Annotated in this window: 19 protein-coding genes; 2 read left to right on the top strand and 17 right to left on the bottom strand. The window is 66.5% G+C overall.

The window, feature by feature from the left end; all coding sequences use genetic code 11:
• Together ACXJKR_RS08385 and ACXJKR_RS08380 are read left to right on the top strand one after the other, a co-directional pair.
• Window positions 1-855 (top strand): hypothetical protein (locus ACXJKR_RS08385; protein WP_457322322.1); only part of this gene is annotated, 855 nt, incomplete at its 5' end.
• Between the two features lie 123 nt (window positions 856-978).
• Window positions 979-1,995: a hypothetical protein gene (locus ACXJKR_RS08380; protein WP_457322321.1), complete on the top strand. Its 1,017-nt coding sequence runs from the start codon at window positions 979-981 to the stop codon at window positions 1,993-1,995.
• A 22-nt stretch (window positions 1,996-2,017) separates the two neighbouring features.
• Here the strand turns inward: ACXJKR_RS08380 and acpS are convergent, their stop codons facing one another.
• From acpS to fabG, 17 genes are all read right to left on the bottom strand, one after another.
• Complete coding sequence (gene acpS / locus ACXJKR_RS08375) at window positions 2,018-2,416, bottom strand: holo-ACP synthase (protein WP_056204219.1); 399 nt, start codon at window positions 2,414-2,416, stop codon at window positions 2,018-2,020.
• Window positions 2,413-3,180, bottom strand: coding sequence for a pyridoxine 5'-phosphate synthase (locus ACXJKR_RS08370; RefSeq protein ID WP_457322319.1), 768 nt, complete (start codon window positions 3,178-3,180; stop codon window positions 2,413-2,415). The genes acpS and ACXJKR_RS08370 overlap by 4 nt, the downstream gene beginning before the upstream one ends.
• A gap of 37 nt (window positions 3,181-3,217) precedes the next feature.
• Complete coding sequence (locus tag ACXJKR_RS08365; RefSeq protein ID WP_457322317.1) at window positions 3,218-3,697, bottom strand: hypothetical protein; 480 nt, start codon at window positions 3,695-3,697, stop codon at window positions 3,218-3,220.
• A complete protein-coding gene (locus tag ACXJKR_RS08360; protein WP_457322315.1) occupies window positions 3,684-5,129 on the bottom strand; it encodes a hypothetical protein in 1,446 nt (481 codons plus the stop codon). The genes ACXJKR_RS08365 and ACXJKR_RS08360 overlap by 14 nt, the downstream gene beginning before the upstream one ends.
• Before the next feature lie 121 nt (window positions 5,130-5,250).
• Window positions 5,251-6,021, bottom strand: a complete 771-nt coding sequence (gene recO, locus ACXJKR_RS08355; RefSeq protein WP_457322313.1) for a DNA repair protein RecO — start codon at window positions 6,019-6,021, stop codon at window positions 5,251-5,253.
• A 102-nt stretch (window positions 6,022-6,123) separates the two neighbouring features.
• On the bottom strand, window positions 6,124-7,050 hold the full coding sequence (era, locus tag ACXJKR_RS08350; RefSeq protein WP_457322311.1) for a GTPase Era: 927 nt from the start codon (window positions 7,048-7,050) through the stop codon (window positions 6,124-6,126).
• Window positions 7,047-7,739, bottom strand: a complete 693-nt coding sequence (gene rnc / locus ACXJKR_RS08345; RefSeq protein ID WP_056204240.1) for a ribonuclease III — start codon at window positions 7,737-7,739, stop codon at window positions 7,047-7,049. Before rnc ends, era begins: the two co-directional genes overlap by 4 nt.
• A 16-nt stretch (window positions 7,740-7,755) precedes the next feature.
• Window positions 7,756-8,139, bottom strand: coding sequence for a DUF4845 domain-containing protein (locus ACXJKR_RS08340; RefSeq protein ID WP_056204243.1), 384 nt, complete (start codon window positions 8,137-8,139; stop codon window positions 7,756-7,758).
• 7 nt (window positions 8,140-8,146) lie between these two features.
• Window positions 8,147-9,130 (bottom strand): signal peptidase I, encoded by a 984-nt coding sequence (lepB, locus tag ACXJKR_RS08335; protein WP_457322308.1) that lies wholly within the window; start codon window positions 9,128-9,130, stop codon window positions 8,147-8,149.
• A 21-nt stretch (window positions 9,131-9,151) separates the two neighbouring features.
• Window positions 9,152-10,960, bottom strand: a complete 1,809-nt coding sequence (lepA, locus tag ACXJKR_RS08330) for a translation elongation factor 4 (protein WP_457322306.1) — start codon at window positions 10,958-10,960, stop codon at window positions 9,152-9,154.
• Window positions 10,961-11,474: 514 nt separating this feature from the next.
• Window positions 11,475-12,944 carry a Do family serine endopeptidase gene (locus tag ACXJKR_RS08325; protein WP_457322304.1) on the bottom strand — a complete coding sequence of 490 codons (1,470 nt, stop codon included), beginning with the start codon at window positions 12,942-12,944 and terminating at the stop codon, window positions 11,475-11,477.
• A gap of 55 nt (window positions 12,945-12,999) precedes the next feature.
• Window positions 13,000-13,548, bottom strand: coding sequence for an RseA family anti-sigma factor (locus ACXJKR_RS08320; RefSeq protein ID WP_056204253.1), 549 nt, complete (start codon window positions 13,546-13,548; stop codon window positions 13,000-13,002).
• Complete coding sequence (locus tag ACXJKR_RS08315; RefSeq protein ID WP_457322302.1) at window positions 13,542-14,135, bottom strand: sigma-70 family RNA polymerase sigma factor; 594 nt, start codon at window positions 14,133-14,135, stop codon at window positions 13,542-13,544. The genes ACXJKR_RS08320 and ACXJKR_RS08315 overlap by 7 nt, the downstream gene beginning before the upstream one ends.
• Window positions 14,132-14,545, bottom strand: coding sequence for a hypothetical protein (locus tag ACXJKR_RS08310; RefSeq protein WP_056204259.1), 414 nt, complete (start codon window positions 14,543-14,545; stop codon window positions 14,132-14,134). Before ACXJKR_RS08310 ends, ACXJKR_RS08315 begins: the two co-directional genes overlap by 4 nt.
• A 15-nt stretch (window positions 14,546-14,560) precedes the next feature.
• Window positions 14,561-15,805, bottom strand: a complete 1,245-nt coding sequence (fabF, locus tag ACXJKR_RS08305) for a beta-ketoacyl-ACP synthase II (RefSeq protein ID WP_056204262.1) — start codon at window positions 15,803-15,805, stop codon at window positions 14,561-14,563.
• A 36-nt stretch (window positions 15,806-15,841) separates the two neighbouring features.
• On the bottom strand, window positions 15,842-16,081 hold the full coding sequence (acpP, locus tag ACXJKR_RS08300; protein ID WP_457322299.1) for an acyl carrier protein: 240 nt from the start codon (window positions 16,079-16,081) through the stop codon (window positions 15,842-15,844).
• An 87-nt stretch (window positions 16,082-16,168) separates the two neighbouring features.
• The coding region (gene fabG / locus ACXJKR_RS08295) for a 3-oxoacyl-ACP reductase FabG (RefSeq protein WP_457322297.1) at window positions 16,169-16,882 on the bottom strand (714 nt) is incomplete at its 5' end.

Here is a 16,882-nt window from a genome sequence, read left to right as displayed (position 1 = left end):
GGTTTTCATCGCGCATCCACCGGCACCTACAACCCGGTCTTCGAGGAACTGGCCAACCAGCAATTGGCCAAGACCTACACCGAGCTGGGCCTGCCGCAGCCCATGATCGACAAGACGCTGCGCACACCTTCGCGCAGCATGTGGTTCGTGCCGCGCGACGAGCTGGTCTCCTACGCCTTGATCGCGCCAGCGCCACCCACACTGGCGGTGCCACTGCCGGCCGCCAATGCCACGCTGGCCGATTTCGACGATGCATTGCACATGCACCCCGTGTGGGAGGCGCTGGACAAGCGCACCCCAGGCACCGTGGACGACATCGCCAAGCGCATGCTGGCCGCCCACCAGGCCGGCGCCAGCGAGGAGGAGGTGCAAGCCACCGTGCTGTCGCCCCTGGCCCGCCAGATGCCGGATCTGCTCGGCGGCACCGACGCCGTGTTGCGCCACCGCTATGTGCAACTGGTGTCCGACCAGCTGAAGGCCCTGCGCACACCACCCGCGGGCGTCAGTGCCGGGGCCTGCCGCGACCTGCTCGACGGGCGCCTGGGCGTGCGCCCGCAGCTCCCGCAGGCCTTGCAGGTGCGCGAAGCCCAATGGCTGCAGGACGTGGCCAATGGCACGCTGCCACACCGGCAGCCCAAGCCGGTCAGCGCCCTTGAGATCGAGGTCCTTGAGCGCACCGTGGGGCCGACGGCCATGGGCATGCTGTCGCGCCTGTGGGTCGACGCGCCCGACGCGGCCAAACCCAGCGTCGCTGCCAGCTGCGACCCCGCCATCGCCATGCTGGACCGCCTGCAGGGCCAGCCCCCGGCCCGCCGGGACCTGGCGGAGCGGCTGCTCTTCCAGCCATCGCGCTGATCAGGACCGCATAAGTTCGCTTGGGTGAAATTACCCAGGCCAGCTGATGCCGGTCGTCCCTTCGCCCTTTCTACGATACCGCTCGGTTGCCAATTCGGCACCGCTTTTCATGGAGTTGCTTTCGTGACCATCGCCTCCCCGCTGCGCCTGCCTTTGCTTGGCGCCCTGCTCGGCCTCAACCTCGCCGCCCAGGCGGCACCGAGCGCGCCCGCCGCCGTCAGCTTCGACACCACGCCGCGTGCCGGCCAGCATCAACGACAGCAGATCGACCTGCAGGCCGTCATGAAGATGCGCGTCGAGGCCGGCCCCGACGCGACGGACGAGCAGCGCGCCAAGGCGGCTCAAGCCGCCGAGGGCATGGCGCTGATGGGGCCGATGAAGATGAGCATGCACATGGAGCAGACCATGCAGGTTGGCGCTGCGGACGGCGAGGGCTGGCTGCCGCTGAGCTTGTCGGTCGGCGCCAAGAGCGGCAGCGTGGAAATCGGTGGCAAGCCCGCACCGCTGCCCAGTCTAGGCAAGACCGACATGCGCATTGCAGCGCGCTTCAACCCCAAGGACTTCGGCTTCGAGGTGCAGAAGGTCGAGGGCGGTTCACCCGAGCTGAGCGAGGCCATGAGCAACCAGGGCAAGGCCGCGATCAGCGAGTCCCTGCAACTGCTCAAGGCCCTGAGCCAGCGCCCGCTGAAGGTCGGCGACAGCGTTGAGGTGCCGCTGAACATGGCCCTGCCCATGCCGCTGCCAGGCGGCGCCGGCGGCATGCAAGGCCTGGTGCGCTACACGCTGGCCCGCGTGGACAAGGGTGTGGCGCATTTCGACCTGAGCATGGACCTCAACATGAACATCGACACCCCGCTTCCCAAGCCGGCGGCTGCTGCATCCGCGGCCAGCGGCGCGGCCGCGGACGCGGCACCGCCGATGCTGCACATGCAGATCACGGGTGGTGGCAAAGGCACGAGCTCGCTGCGCCTGGCCGACCGCCTGCCGCTGGCCAGCCAGCTCGCCATGGACATGAAAATGACGATGAACGGGCCCGACAACGGCCGGATGTTCATGGACATGGACATGGTCGTGCAGTCCAAGGGCGAGTCCCTCGCCAAGCCCGCTGCCGCCAAGCCAGCGGTCAAGAAGGCGCCCTGAGCGGGCGCGCCAGGACTCGACTCTAAGGCGCCGACTTCTCCACGACGACAAAGGCGACGGCATAGTCCTGCTCGTCGCTGACCGTCACATGGGCGCTCAAGCCTCGGGCGGCGAACCAATCGGCCAGCGCCCCATGCAGTGCGATCTCGGGCTTGCCACTGCGCGCCTTGACAACCTCCATGGCCCGCCAGGTCATGGGCATGCGCATTCCCATGCCGATGGCCTTGGAGAAGGCCTCCTTGGCGGCGAAGCGCGTCGCCAGATAGGCCTCGCCGCGCGCGTCGACCTTGGCACGGCGCTCCCTGAAAACGGTCAGCTCGTGCGGGCCCAGCACCTTCTCGGCAAAGCGCTCACCGCGCCGCGCGAGCGTGGCTCGGATGCGGCGAATGTCGCAGACGTCGGTGCCGATGCCGTAAATCACTGGTACGCCGTGGCAATGACCTGTTGATAGCTACGCACCGTATCGGCGTAGCCCAGCTCCAATGCATCGGCTATCAGGGCATGGCCGATGGACACTTCCTGTACACCCGGGACATGGCGCAGGAACAGGCTGAGGTTGTCGCGATTCAGGTCGTGGCCGGCATTGATGCCCAGGCCGACCCTGAGCGCCGCCTCGGCCGTGGCCGTGAAACCGGCCAGCACGGCGTCCTGGCGTTCGGTACCGAAGGCGCTGGCAAAGGTCTCGGTATAGAGCTCGATGCGATCCGCGCCCAGCTCGGCCACGGCCGCCATCGCGGCCGGATTCGGGTCCATGAAGAGGCTGACGCGCACACCCAGGCTTTGCGCTTCATGGATCAACGGCTTCAGTCGCCCGGCGTCCTGCGGCAGCATCCAGCCATGGTCGGACGTGAACTGCTCTTCCGAGTCCGGCACGAAGGTGACCTGATGAGGCCGGTGCTTGCGCACGAAGTCCATCAGGTTCTGCGTCGGGTTGCCCTCGATGTTGAACTCGGCTTGAGGCCAATCCTTCAGGAAGGCGGCGAGGTCCTCGACGTCACTGGCGCGGATATGGCGAGCATCGGGCCGTGGATGCACGGTGATGCCCTGGGCACCTGCCAGCAGGCACTGCTCAGCCGCACGCAGCACGCTGGGGATCCCGAGGTGGCGTGTGTTGCGCAACAGCGCGACCTTGTTGACGTTAACGGACAGCGCGCAGCGGGCGCCGGCGTGGGCAAGCGGGTTCATGCCCCCATCGTAGTGGAGCGTCACAACCCCTGGCGCGTCAGGGGGAGGTGCTGAGCACCATCAGCAGTCCGTCGCGCACGTCACCACCGGCCGGCAGCCAGACGACCGAGAAACCGCGCTTCGCGTCCCCGGCGGCCGTGAAGCGCTGCTGCCAGGCCGGGTTGCCGGTCTCCACGCGGCCGGCACTGGCGGCGAGCTTCCAGGCCGGCGTGGCAGCCTGCTGGTAATGGCCCAGCACGACCTCCCAGGCGGTATCGCCGGGCAGCCGGTAGAGCTGGGTGTCCACGACCCGCGCCTGCATCGCCTTGCTGACAACCACGTTGGCACGGCGAGCGGCGGACAGCGAAGGCTCACCGAAATGATCCCAGTCCACCGCCACGGCGCCGGCCGGCGGAGTGGGCAGCGCCACGACCGGCGTTGCGGTGGCGGCGGTGCTCATCATCAGCAAGCCCAGGCCGGCGAGCAGGCAGGCGCGGCGGGCCGGGTCGGTGGGAAGTTGGGACTCATGGCTTGGCATGTTCGCGGGTGACGATCCAGGTGCCGTTGAAGGCCGCACCGGCGCCGCTGCTGGCGGCCTGCTCCAGATCGGGACGGCCGTTGGGCAGGGTGCGCGTGGCGACGCTGGGCACCAGCGCCCAGAATAGCTTGTCGTCGGCACTGACCTGGTCGCTGATCTTGGCGTCCATGGCGGCCTTGACGCCGAACTGGGTCCATTCCTTCAGCACCGAGGCGGCGATGCCCACGGCCGGATTGGCACGACCCGCGGTCTTGTCGACAACCGTCAGCACGCTCTTCAGCGTCGCATTGATCAGGTCGCCCTGCTCCTTGGCGTCCTTGGTGATGTCCTTGACCGCTGCGCTCACGGCGCCGGCGTAGTAGCCGGCCGTCTCCGCGTTGACGAAGCGCTGGCCGCCACCGGGAGCAGCAGTCTGGGCCTCGAAGCGCGCGGCCGGGTTCTCGTTCTTGCCGTTGCCCAGCGAGATCTGCGCCTGGATCTCGCCCAGGGTATTGAAGTCCTTGGCGTTCAGCGAAGCCTTGGCATAGGCCGCCAGCGCCGAGCCGTTGGCCGTTTCGCGGTTGGCGGCCAGTTCGCGCATGACGCCATTGGTGTCGCTCAGGATCAGCTGGCCCATGCTGCGCCGCACGTTCTCGGCGGCGTCGGGCCGGCCGCGGCCCGCCAGATCGGTCATCACCGAAGCGGCGTCGGCGAAGACGCGGGCCTTGGTGTCGGCATCACCGATGCCGCTGGCGACCTTGAGCAACTGCTCCAGCGGCTTGGTGTCGGTGCGCACCGCGCCGACGCCGCCACCCATGCCACCCGCGACGAGGAGGGTCTCGTTGGTGGCCGCCTTCAGCACCGCCTGGCGCTGCTCGGGCAGCAGGCCCTGCAGGGCCTGCTGGGCGGTGGCGGAATCCATGCTGCCGATCACCTCGGCGATCGCGCGAGCCTGCGGATCGTGCAGGCGCGACTCGTTCATCGTGTCGATGGCGGTTTGGTCTGTCGAGGCGCCGGCCAGCTGTTTGACGAAGTCGAGCTTGGTCTGGTTGCTGCCGTGCTGACCGACGGCGGCGGCCAGGTCGGTGACGTTGTCGTCGGACAGCAGGCGGTCGCGCGAGGTCTGGCGGCCGGTGGTGCGGTCGAATGCCTGTGACAGCTTGGCCAGATCAGCGCCGCTGAGGTCGCGGGCCATCTCGTTGAAGAAGTCGCGCCGCTCGCCCTGGCTCAGCCCGCCATTGCCGAACCACGAGTCGTCGTTCATCTCGTCGGCGATCTGGCGCAACTCGTCCGCGCCGAGCTTCGCCATGACCGCCCGGCTGTCCGCCGCGTCGAGGTTGGACAGGATGGACTTGACGCTCTTGATGTCGCCGTTGGTGACGGGGTTGAACCAGCCCGTCTCCATGTGGTGGCGGATGTCCTTGACGGCGCTGTCGACGGTGTTGGGCGGCATGGTGGGCTCTCGGTCGGATTGCAAGGCGCCGGGCAGTCATGCAGCACCAGCTCATGCCGCGCATTCTTGGCAGTACCTGGCCGCGCCGAAAGCTGCGTCTGGCCCTAGCCGCGGCGCAACCCTAGCTGCGGCTGACCCTAGCCCCGTCCAGCAATTGCTGCACGTCGACCATCAGCGAGCGGGTACGCAGCTGCTGGTGGCCAAGGTGGTAGTGGAGCAAGCCGCGCAGCGTGGTCTTCAGGCCTTGCAGCTCCACCGCGCAGGCCTGACGCAGCGCGGCGGGGCTGCCGTGCAGCAGCGCGGCCTGGAGCTGGATGAGCAGCGTGCCGGGCAAGCTGGCGTCGCTGGTGGGCGGGATGAGGCCGGACTCGGGCGAGAGCTGGTAGCGGCGCGCGGGATCGATGGCAGTCTGCGTGGTCGTGACGACGCTGAGGTCGGGCAGCAGGCCCAGCTCGGCCAGCAGCCTGATCTCGAAGGCACGCAGCGCCGCGTCGCCCTCGGCCAGATGGGCCAGCGTGTCGGCGTAAGCATCGAAGAGCCGGGGATGCGGGTCGTGGCGGGCCAGCAGCTTCATCAGCAGCTCATTCAGGTAGTAGCCCGAGAACAGCGCCGCACCCGCCGGCAGGGTCGCACCGCCGCCCCACTCCGCGCTGCGCAGGGTCTGCACCTCACCGCCCTCCGCCTTGGCGGGCTTGGAGAGACTGACAGAGATGCGCTGCAACGGCAGCAGTACGGCGCGCAGCTGCGAGTAGGGCCGTTTGGCGCCCTTGGCCGCGACGGCGAGCCGGCCGGACTCGCGCGTGAACAGGTCGAGGATGAGGCTGGACTCGCTCCAGTCGTGCTGGTGCAGCACGTAGGCCTGCTGGACCGCAGGCGGGCGCGTCAGCCKCATCGGCTCGGCCGATGAACAAAGCCACAGAGGCACAGAGGCACAGAGAAATTCAAGGTTTTCCTCTGTGTCTCCGTGCCTCTGTGGCTGTGTTGTCTTTGACGATCACTCGTAGCCGTAGCTGCGCAAATGCTCTTCGGTATCCGCCCAGCCCGAGCGCACCTTGACCCACAGCTCGAGGAAGACCCGGCCATCCATCAGATGCTCCAGMTCCTGGCGCGACTCCGAACCGATGCGCTTCAGGCGCTCGCCGCCCTGGCCGATGATCATGCCTTTGTGGGCGTCGCGCTCGACGACGATGCTGGCGCTGATGCGGCGCAGCTCGCCCTCCTCTTCCCACTTGTCGATGATGACGGTGGATGTATAGGGCAGTTCGTCACCGGTCAGGCGAAACAGCTTCTCGCGGATGATTTCGCTGGCAAGGAACTTCTCGCTGCGGTCGGTCAACGCATCCTCTTCGTAGAACCAGCCCTGCTCGGGCAGATAAGGCTTGAGGATCTTGAAGAGGCGGGTGACGTCGGATTCCTTCTTGGCCGACAGCGGCACGAACTCGCTGAAGTTGCGGCGCTCCTGCATGCCCTTGAGCCAGGGGGCCAGCTCCGCGCGGCGGTGCACGGCATCCAGTTTGTTGGCGATCAGCACGACCGGCTTGTCTTCGGGCAGCAGGCCCAGTACCTTGGCGTCATCCAGGCCAAAGCGGCCGGCCTCGACGACGAAGAGCACGAGGTCAACGTCGGCCAGCACGCCGTGTACGGTGCGGTTGAGCGTGCGGTTGAGCGCGGCGTTGTGCTTGGTCTGAAAGCCGGGCGTGTCAACGAAGACGAACTGCGCCTCCTCGACAGTGCGCACGCCGGTGATGCGGTGGCGCGTCGTCTGGGCCTTGTCGGACGTGATGCTGACCTTCTGCCCGACCAGGGCGTTCAGCAACGTGGATTTGCCGACATTGGGGCGACCGACGATGGCGATGAGGCCACAACGCTGGGGAGGACCGTCAGCGGTGGCAGCGGCAGTGGGTACAGCGTCGGTGGTCATGATTTGCCTCGTTCGGCGGTGAGTCTATCCAGCAGGCGGCTGGCAGCCTCCTGCTCGGCGGTGCGGCGGGAGCGGCCTTCGCCGAGTTCGGCCACGTCCAGGGCCGGCACCGCACATTCGACCTCAAAGGTCTGGGCATGGGCCTGGCCGCGCGTCGCGACGATACGGTAGCTGGGTACGGCGATGCGGCGGGCCTGCAGCCATTCCTGCAACGCGGTCTTGGCGTCCTTGGCGAAGTCGCCGGCGCTGGTGGCGGTCGTGATGGTCTCGCCGAGCAGGCGGCGCACGATGGCCAAAGCAGCGTCGTAGCCAGCGTCGATGTAGGCCGCGCCCAGCACGGCCTCGACAGCGTCGGCCAGGATGGACGGGCGCTGCGCGCCGCCGCCACGGGCTTCGCCGTCGGACATCTTCAGCACCGCCGGCAAGCCCATGGCCAGCGCCAACTTGTGCAGGCTTTCCTCGCGCACGAGATGGGCGCGCACGCGGGTCAGGTCGCCTTCGTCGGAGCCGGCATAGCGCTCGTACAGCAGGCTGGATACGGCCAGGCTGAGCACGGCGTCGCCGAGAAACTCCAGGCGCTCGTTGTGATCGGCGCCGTAGCTGCGATGGGTCAGGGCGCGTGCCAGTAATTCGGGTCGCTGGAAACGATGGCCCAGGCGCTGTTGCAGGGCCTCAAGCACGGCGCTCATCGAAGCGGAAGCAAGGTCAACGCGACTTGCCGTGGTACTTGATCAGCAGGTAGACCGGCCCGAAGAGGTCAATCTCCTTGTCCCAGGCGAACTCGATGACGACACGGTCATTGCCGTCCTTGGTCACGACGAGGTCGCTGCTCTTGAGGCTCTGGATCGAGTATTCGACGGCGATGGCTTTGTCGAACTCCTGGCGCACCTGAGGCACGGTGGAGGGGTTGCCGGCCGAGATACGGTCGACCACGCGCTGCACGGTGTAGTACTCCAGCACCGTCGGGAAGACCTTCATGCCGACGACGGCCGTGGCGGCGAGAACGATGCCCCAGAACAGCAGGCCGAACAGCGTGACGCCACGCTGGCGGCGAGAGGAGGTCGGCGACGAAAGGAGGCTGCTGCTCATCTGGGTGTCAATTGAAGAAGGTACCGATGCGCTTGAGGTTACCGAAATTCATCCACACCAAGAAGGCCTTGCCGACGATGTTTTCATCCGGCACGAATCCCCAGAAGCGCGAATCGCGCGAGTTGTCGCGGTTGTCGCCCAGCATGAAGTAGTGTCCGGCGGGCACCTTGCAGGTTACGCCCTCGATGGTGTAGCGGCAATTCTCCTGGAAAGGGAAGGGGCCGTCGGCACGGTCGGCACGGAAGAAGGTCTGGGCCTGCGGCTGCACGAGGATCTCGTGCTCCTTGTCGCCGAGCTTCTCCAGGAAGCGGGGTCGGTAGACGCGCGGCGAGCCGCTGTCGTCATAGAAATTGCCCTGGGGCTRCACCGGCGCGGCCTGGCCGTTGATGTAGAGCTTCTGGTTGACGTAGCTGATCTCGTCGCCCGGGATGCCGGCCACACGCTTGATGAAGTCGGTGCTCGGGTCTTCGGGGTAGCGGAAGACCATCACATCGCCACGCTTGACGTCGTTGTTCGGGATGATCTTCTTGTTGATCACCGGCAGGCGGATGCCGTAGTGGAACTTGTTGACCAGGATGAGGTCACCGACCAGCAGCGTCGGCACCATCGAGCCCGATGGGATCTTGAACGGCTCGAACAGGAAGCTGCGCAGCAGGAAGACGACGAGGATGACCGGGAACAGGCCGGCGGTCCAGTCCAGCCACCAGGGCTGCTGCAGGATTTGCTGGCGGGCGGGCTCCACGTCGCCATCCACCCGGGCGATGCCCTGAGCAGCCAGGTTCTCGCGGCGCTTGGCGTCGTTGGACACCAGCGCGTCGGCTGCAGCGCGGCGTGCCGGCGCGAAATGAAAGCGCTCGGCCAGCCAGTAGAACAGCGTCACCGCCGTCAGGACAAAGAGCAGCAGCGCGAAGTTGCCGTTCCATCGGCCGGCGTACCAGCCGCCCAAGTAGGCCACCAGGGCCGCATACAAAACGCCGGTGAGAACGCTCATCGATTGAAGGGGCATGGGGAGTTAATCGTCGACTTGCAGGATGGCGAGGAAGGCTTCTTGCGGCACTTCCACGGAGCCGATCTGCTTCATGCGCTTCTTGCCGGCCTTTTGCTTTTCCAGCAGCTTGCGCTTGCGGGTGATGTCACCACCGTAGCATTTTGCCAGCACGTTCTTGCGCAGCGCCTTGATGTTCTCGCGGGCGATGATGTTGGCGCCGATGGCGGCCTGGATGGCCACGTCGTACATCTGGCGCGGGATCTGCTCGCGCATCTTGGCGGCCACGCCGCGGCCGCGGTACTGGCTCTGGCTGCGATGCACGATCATGGACAGCGGGTCGACCTTCTCGCCGTTGATCATGATGTCGACCTTGACGACGTCGGCCGCGCGGTATTCCTTGAACTCGTAGTCCATGGAGGCGTAGCCGCGCGAGGCGCTCTTGAGCTTGTCGAAGAAGTCCAGCACGATCTCGGCCAGCGGGATCTCGTAGGTCAGCATGACCTGCTTGCCGTGATAGGCCATGTTGAGCTGCACGCCGCGCTTCTGATTGGCCAGCGTCATGACGACGCCGACGTAATCCTGCGGCATGTAGAGGTGCACCGTGACGATGGGCTCACGGATCTCCTTCATGCGGCCGATCTCGGGCATCTTGGACGGGTTCTCGACCTGGATGACCTCGCCGTCGTTCATCTCGACTTCGTAGATGACGCTGGGCGCGGTGGTGACGAGATCCTGGTCGAACTCGCGCTCCAGCCGCTCCTGCACGATCTCCATGTGCAGCAGGCCCAGGAAGCCGCAGYGAAAGCCAAAGCCCAGCGCCTGGCTGACCTCGGGCTCGTAGCGCAGCGACGAGTCGTTGAGGCTGAGTTTTTCCAGCGCATCGCGCAGCTGGTCATACTCACTGGCCTCGGTCGGATACAGGCCCGCGAAGACCTGAGGCTGGATTTCCTTGAAGCCGGGCAAAGCCTCGGTGGCCGGGCCGGCATTGTTGGGCAGCTTCTTTTCCAGCGTGACGGTGTCGCCGACCTTGGCCGCCGCCAGCTCCTTGATGCCGCAGATGATGAAGCCCACCTCGCCGGCCTTCAAGCCATCGCGGTTCTCGCTCTTGGGCGTGAACACCCCCATGTGCTCGATCGGGTACACCGAGTTGGTGTTCATCATGCGGATGCGCTCGCCCTTCTTGAGCTCACCATCCACCACGCGCACCAGCATGACGACGCCGACGTAGTTGTCGAACCAGGCGTCGATGATCATCGCGCGCGGCGGGCCGTCCGGGTTGCCGCGCGGCGCCGGCATGCGGGCAATGACGGCCTCGATGATCTCGTCGATGCCCATGCCGGTCTTGGCCGAGCAAGGAATCGCGTCATCGGCGTCAATGCCGATGACGTCCTCGATCTCCGCCTTGGCGTTCTCTGGGTCGGCGGATGCCAGGTCCATCTTGTTCAGCACCGGCACGACCTGGACGCCCAGGTCCAGCGCCGTGTAGCAGTTGGCCACCGTCTGCGCCTCGACACCTTGCGAGGCATCGACGACGAGCAGCGCGCCTTCGCAGGCCGACAGCGAACGGCTGACTTCATAAGAGAAGTCCACATGCCCCGGCGTGTCGATCAGATTGAGGTTGTAGATCTGGCCGTCCTTGGCCTTGTACTGGAGTGCCGCGGTTTGCGCCTTGATCGTGATGCCGCGCTCACGCTCGAGATCCATCGAGTCCAGCACCTGCGCTTCCATCTCGCGATCGCTCAAGCCGCCGCAGCGCTGAATGATGCGGTCGGCCAACGTGCTCTTGCCGTGGTCGATGTGGGCAATGATGGAGAAGTTGCGGATGTGATTCATGGAGATCGGGGGCACGCCAACGGAGCAGGACACAACGGCGAAGGCCGTTGCAGCGCAAGCTCACATCGCTTGCGATGTGAAGCCGCGAAGCGGCGTGCTACAGCTAAAAAAAAGGCACGTCGAAGAGGCGACGTGCCTTCCAACAAAAGGTATGGCAACTGCTTGTTGGGCCTTCATTGTAGCCAAAAGGCCCAGCCGGGAAGCCGCACCAGTATTGGTTTTCCGGTCGTTGCAGGCTGCCAACAAGGAATTTTAACCACAGGTTATCCACAAGTTCCTGTGGATCGCCTGTGGATCAAATCAAGGCGTTGCCGGTGGGCGTCGATTCCACCGTCAGACACCCGTTCCAGGACGCATCAAGCCGCCATTTTAGCGGCGGACGCGAACAATCCCCGCCTTTATCTAAGAGTTAGCCAGCGCCAACTTCCATATTCAGTGGACAACCCGGGTCGGGGCGCCCAGCGGGCTTACCGCATCGCGGAAAGCCCGAGCAGACAGCCCAGGTTTTGCCGCCTCACTTGGCCGGTTTGAGCAGCACGAAGCTGGTGACGTCCTCCCGCCGCACGACCAGATTCATCGCCTTGTTCTTGTCCGCCTTGGCGATCTGGGCCTGGAAGGCCTTCACCGAGGACACCTCGACGTTGTCCACCGACAGGATGAGGTCGCCCTCGCGCAGCCCGGCGCGAGCGGCTGCACCCGCGGCATTGTCGACCTTGACACCGGACTTGAGCTTCATTTCCTTGCGCTGCGCATCGGTCAGTTCCGACACCTTCAGGCCAAGGGCCGCGCTGGGTGCCGTCGCCGCCGGCGCTGGCTCGTTGCCGCCTTCGCTGCCGCTACCCGGCTTCTTGCTGCGCTCGTCTTCGCCAATGGTGACGACAACATCCTTGGTCGCACCGCGGCGGAAGACGGTCAGCGTCGTCTTGGCGCCGGGCTTCACATTGGCCACGAGGCGGCGCAAGTCGGCCGCCTTGTCGACGGTCTTGCCGTCGACCTTGGTGACGACGTCGCCGCCTTCCACTCCCGCCTTCTCGGCCGGGCTGCCGGCGATGACGGAGCGGATCACGGCGCCCTGCGGCTTGCCCAGACCGATGGCCTCGGCGATTTCCTTGGTGATGTCGTCCGGCAGCACGCCCAGGTAGCCGCGCACGACACGCCCGCCAGCGCGCAGCTCATCGGCCACGCGGATCGCGTCGGCGATGGGGATCGCAAACGAGATGCCCATGTAGCCGCCGTTCTGGCTGTAGATCTGCGAATTGATGCCAATGACCTCGCCGCGCATGTTGACGAGCGGTCCGCCGGAGTTGCCGGGGTTGATGGCCACGTCGGTCTGGATCAGCGGCAGCAGATCGCCTGTGTCGCGCTGCTTGGCGCTGATGATGCCGGCCGTCACCGTGTTCTCCAGGCCGAAAGGCGAGCCGATGGCCATGACCCATTCGCCGACGCGTGACTTGTTGCTGTCGCCGACCTTCACTACCGGCAGGCCGGTCGCCTCCACCTTCACGACCGCCACGTCGGAGCGCTGGTCGGCACCGATGAGCTTGGCCTTGAGTTCGCGCTTGTCCGTCAGCGTGACGATGACTTCGTCAGCGCCCTGCACGACATGGGCATTGGTCAGCACGTAGCCATCGGCGCTGAGGACGAAGCCGGAGCCGACACCACGGCGCATGGGGCCGTCGTCGTCGGGCGTGCCGCCACCGCGCGGCGCGCCGCGGCGCTGGTTGGGCACAGGGATGCCGAAGCGGCGGAAGAACTCCTGCATCTGCTCGTTCATCTCCGCCTGGCCTTCGGCCATCTTGACCTTCTCGGCGGTACGGATGTTGACGACCGCTGGGCCGACGCGCTCCACGATCTCGGCGAAGTCCGGCAGCTCGCGCGACTGCGCCGTGGCGGGTGCCTGCCCCAGCGTCAGCGCAAGCGCCAGCGCCGTGCCGGAAAACAGAAAGCGCGCGCGCGCGGGGTGAAGGCGGGTCTCAGCGTGCATAAGGGAGTTCCAGGGATTCAGCAGGACAAGGCAGATGGGGCATCGAAGCGTCACTTCAAGGACGGGACTGCGAGGCGGCGGATTCCGGCAGGGCCAAGCCCCAATCAATGATCTCTGCCGGCGCCTCTCCTGGCAATCCGGCCTCCCGCGCCGCGCCAACGGCAGGCAGGGTACGGCCTGCAGCGGTCTGCGCAAAGCTAAGGCCGCCAAGTCCCTGCGCGCGCGGTGTTGTGTTCGGTGCAGCGGCGACCTGGGCGTCCGGCGCAGGCGCAGGCCGCAGCAGGCCAACGCCCAGGGCCAGGGCCACGAAGCTGGCGGCCACCGCGACGGGCGCCAGCCAGTCGCGTCGGCGCGGGTGGTCGACCACCTCGGCCGGTAATTGCGCATGCAGGGCTGCGAGCAGCGCTTGAGGTTGCCGGTGCAGTTCCGGCAGTTCGGTGGCGCGAAGGCCATCACCGGCCGCATGCCAGAGCGCCCAGCGCTCGCGCAGGCCCGGGTCGCTCGCCCAGGCCGCGTTCACGCGCGCCCAATCGACCGGCGTGGCGCGGCCGTCCATGACGGCGGACAGCGCTTCGTTCAGTGAGTTGTCGGCAGCGCTCACCATCGCCGCCCTCCGCCGCCGCCCAGCAGCGGCCGCAGCCGCGCCGCGACGGCCTCGCGGGCGCGGAAGATGCGCGAGCGCACGGTGCCCGGCGGGCAGTTCATCAGGTCGCCGATCTCGTCGTAGCTCAAGCCATCCACCTCTCGCAGCAACAGCGCCCGGCGCTGATCCTCGGCCAGGGCTGCGACCGCGTCGTCCAGTTCCCGTGCCAGCTGGCGACCGGCGAGCAGGGCCTCGGGGGTCGCATCGTCGCTTGGAGTCGCGTCGGTGCCGAAAGTTCCCTCGCCGTCGTCCAGGGATTCGACGGGCCGCTGGCGGGCGCGATGGGCGTTGTGGCGTTTGGCCGCGTTGATCGCGATGCGGTAGACCCAGGTGTAGAACGCGCTCTCACCGCGAAAGGCCGGCAATGCGCGATACACGGCCAGGAAAGTCTCCTGGCAGAGGTCGGCCACGTCTTCGGGCGAGCGCACGCTGCGCGACAGCAGGCGCTCGACGCGACGCTGGTACTTCAACACGAGCATGTCGAATGCCACGCGGCTGCCGCCCTGGGCTTCACGCACCAGCAGGGCGTCGGCATCGGCGTCACTCATTGCGGCGCCCGCGGTGCGGAGAACAGCGTCGCGCGCAGTGCCGTCCATTGCGTGGGCTGCTGGGTACGCGACAAAGGCAGCCAGCGTGGGCCGGGGCTGGCGCGCAGCAACAGCCAGGCATCCAGATCGATCAGCACGGCCAGTTGCACTCGGGGCCCGTCATCGCGACCGGGCTCGTCCAGCCACCAGGCTTCGCCGTCCCAGCGCAGCCGTCGCGGCAGCACGGCGGCCATGCGCCAAGCCCACCAGGCGACCAGAGGCACGGCCAGCAGAATGGGCCAGGCCAGAGCCCGGTAACTGAGTGCCCAGGCAGCCAGGCCACCCGAGGCCAAGGCCGCGATGCACGACACGAAGGCCTGCACCGCCGGTTGGGGCTGCAGATGCACGACGACCGGCGGCGTGCGGCGCATCGCCGGCGAGCGCGATCAGACGCGCTTGAAGATCAGCGTGCCGTTGGTGCCGCCGAAACCGAAGTTGTTCTTCGCTGCGACGTCGATCCTCATGGGCCGCGCCTCGTTGGCGCAGTAGTCCAGGTCGCACTCGGGGTCCTGGTTGAAGATGTTGATCGTCGGCGGCGCGACCTGGTCGCGGATGGCCAGCGCGGTGAACACCGACTCGATGCCGCCCGCGCCGCCCAGCAGGTGGCCGGTCATGGACTTGGTCGAGCTGATGACCATTTGCTTGGCGTGGTCGCCAAAAGCCAGCTTGATCGCGTTGGTCTCGTTCACGTCGCCGAGCGGCGTGGAGGTGCCGTGAGCGTTCATGTACTGGACCTGGTCGGGGTTCATGCCCGCATTGCGCAGCGCCGCGCGCATGGAGCGCTTGGGGCCATCAACGTTGGGAGCGGTCATGTGGTACGCGTCCGCGCCCATGCCGAAACCGGACAGCTCGCAGTAGATCTTGGCGCCCCGCTTCTTGGCGTGTTCGTACTCCTCGAGCACAAGCACGCCGGCGCCCTCGCCCAGCACGAAGCCGTCGCGGTCCTTGTCCCACGGGCGGGAAGCGGTCGCGGGGTCGTCGTTGCGGGTGGAAAGCGCGCGGGCAGCAGCAAAACCGCCGATGCCCAGCGGTGACACCGCGCCTTCGGCACCGCCCGCGACCATCACGTCGGCATCGCCGTACTCGATGAGGCGGCCAGCTTCACCGATCGCATGCAGGCCCGTGGTGCAGGCCGTCACGATCGCCAAATTCGGTCCCTGGAAACCGAACTGGATGGAGACATGGCCCGAGATCATGTTGATGATCGAAGCCGGGATGAAGAACGGCGAGATACGGCGAGGGCCGCGGTTCATCAGCTCGGTCTTGGTGTCCTCGATCAGCGGCAGGCCGCCAATGCCGGACCCGACGAGCACGCCGATGCGCTCGGCCTGCTCTTCGGTCAATTGATCGCCGGTCGGAAGACCGGCGTCGCGCACCGCCTGCATGGACGCCGCCAGCCCGTAATGGATAAAGATATCCATGTGCCGAGCTTCTTTCGCGGGGATGTAGTCCTCGATCTTGAAGCCCTTGACCTCACCCGCGAAGTGGCACGCCAGATTGCTGGCGTCAAAACGGGTGACGGTGGCGATGCCGGAACGACCGGCGAGGATATTGGCCCAGCCTTCGGCAACGGTATTGCCGACGGGACTGATCAGGCCAAGACCGGTGACGACGACGCGGCGACGGCTCATGCAGTGCGGATCAGAGTTGCGAGAGAAAGAAAGCCTTCAGGCCTTCTGGTGCTTGACGGCGTAGTCGATCGMCAGCTGCACGGTGGTGATCTTCTCGGCTTCTTCGTCCGGGATCTCGATGCCGAACTCGTCTTCGAGGGCCATCACCAGTTCCACGGTGTCCAGAGAATCGGCGCCCAGGTCGGCAACGAAAGCCTTCTCGTTCGTAACGTCGGCTTCCGCCACGCCAAGTTGCTCGGCGATGATTTTCTTGACTCGTGCTTCGATATCGCTCATGAATCCTCCAGGAGGGATTTGCTGAAAACAGCCCAGCATTCTACGGGCTCTAGATGGGCTCCCCTAGATCAGGGCGCCCGGGCCAAATCAGGCCATGTACATGCCGCCGTTGACGTGCAGCTCGGAACCAGTGATGTAAGCACCGCCCGGTGACGCCAGGAAGACGACCGCAGCGGCAATTTCCTCGGGGGCGCCCAGGCGGCCCAGCGGGATCTGCGACAGCAGTGCGGCTTTCTGGGCTTCGGGCAAGACCTCGGTCATGTCGGTGGCGATGAAGCCGGGTGCGATGCAGTTGACCGTGATGTTGCGGCTGCCCAGTTCACGGGCCAGCGAGCGCGTCAGGCCGGCCACACCAGCCTTTGCGGCAGCGTAGTTGGCCTGGCCGGCATTGCCGGAGGCGCCGACGACGGAAGTGATGTTGATGATGCGGCCCGACCGCTGCTTCATCATCGGCTTGGTGGCGGCGCGGGCGAGGCGGAAGACCGCCTTCAGGTTGGTGTCGACGACGGCGTCCCAATCGTCGTCCTTCATRCGCATGGACAGGCCGTCGCGCGTGATGCCGGCGTTGTTGACCAGCACATGCAGGCCGCCTTCCTTGGCGACGATGTCGTCCACGGCGGCCTGGCTGGCGGCCGCGTCGGTCACGTTCAGCACAATGCCACGACCGCCTTGGGGGCCAAGGGCCTCGGTGATGCCAGCGGCGCCCGATTCAGAGGTGGCTGTGCCGATGACGCGCCAGCCTTCGTTGGCCAGGGCCAGCGCGATCGCGCGGCCGATGCCGCGGCTGGCGCCGGTGACGAG

This window comes from Roseateles sp. P5_E11, assembly GCF_054049355.1.
This window is presented reverse-complemented; position numbering and strand designations above follow the sequence as displayed.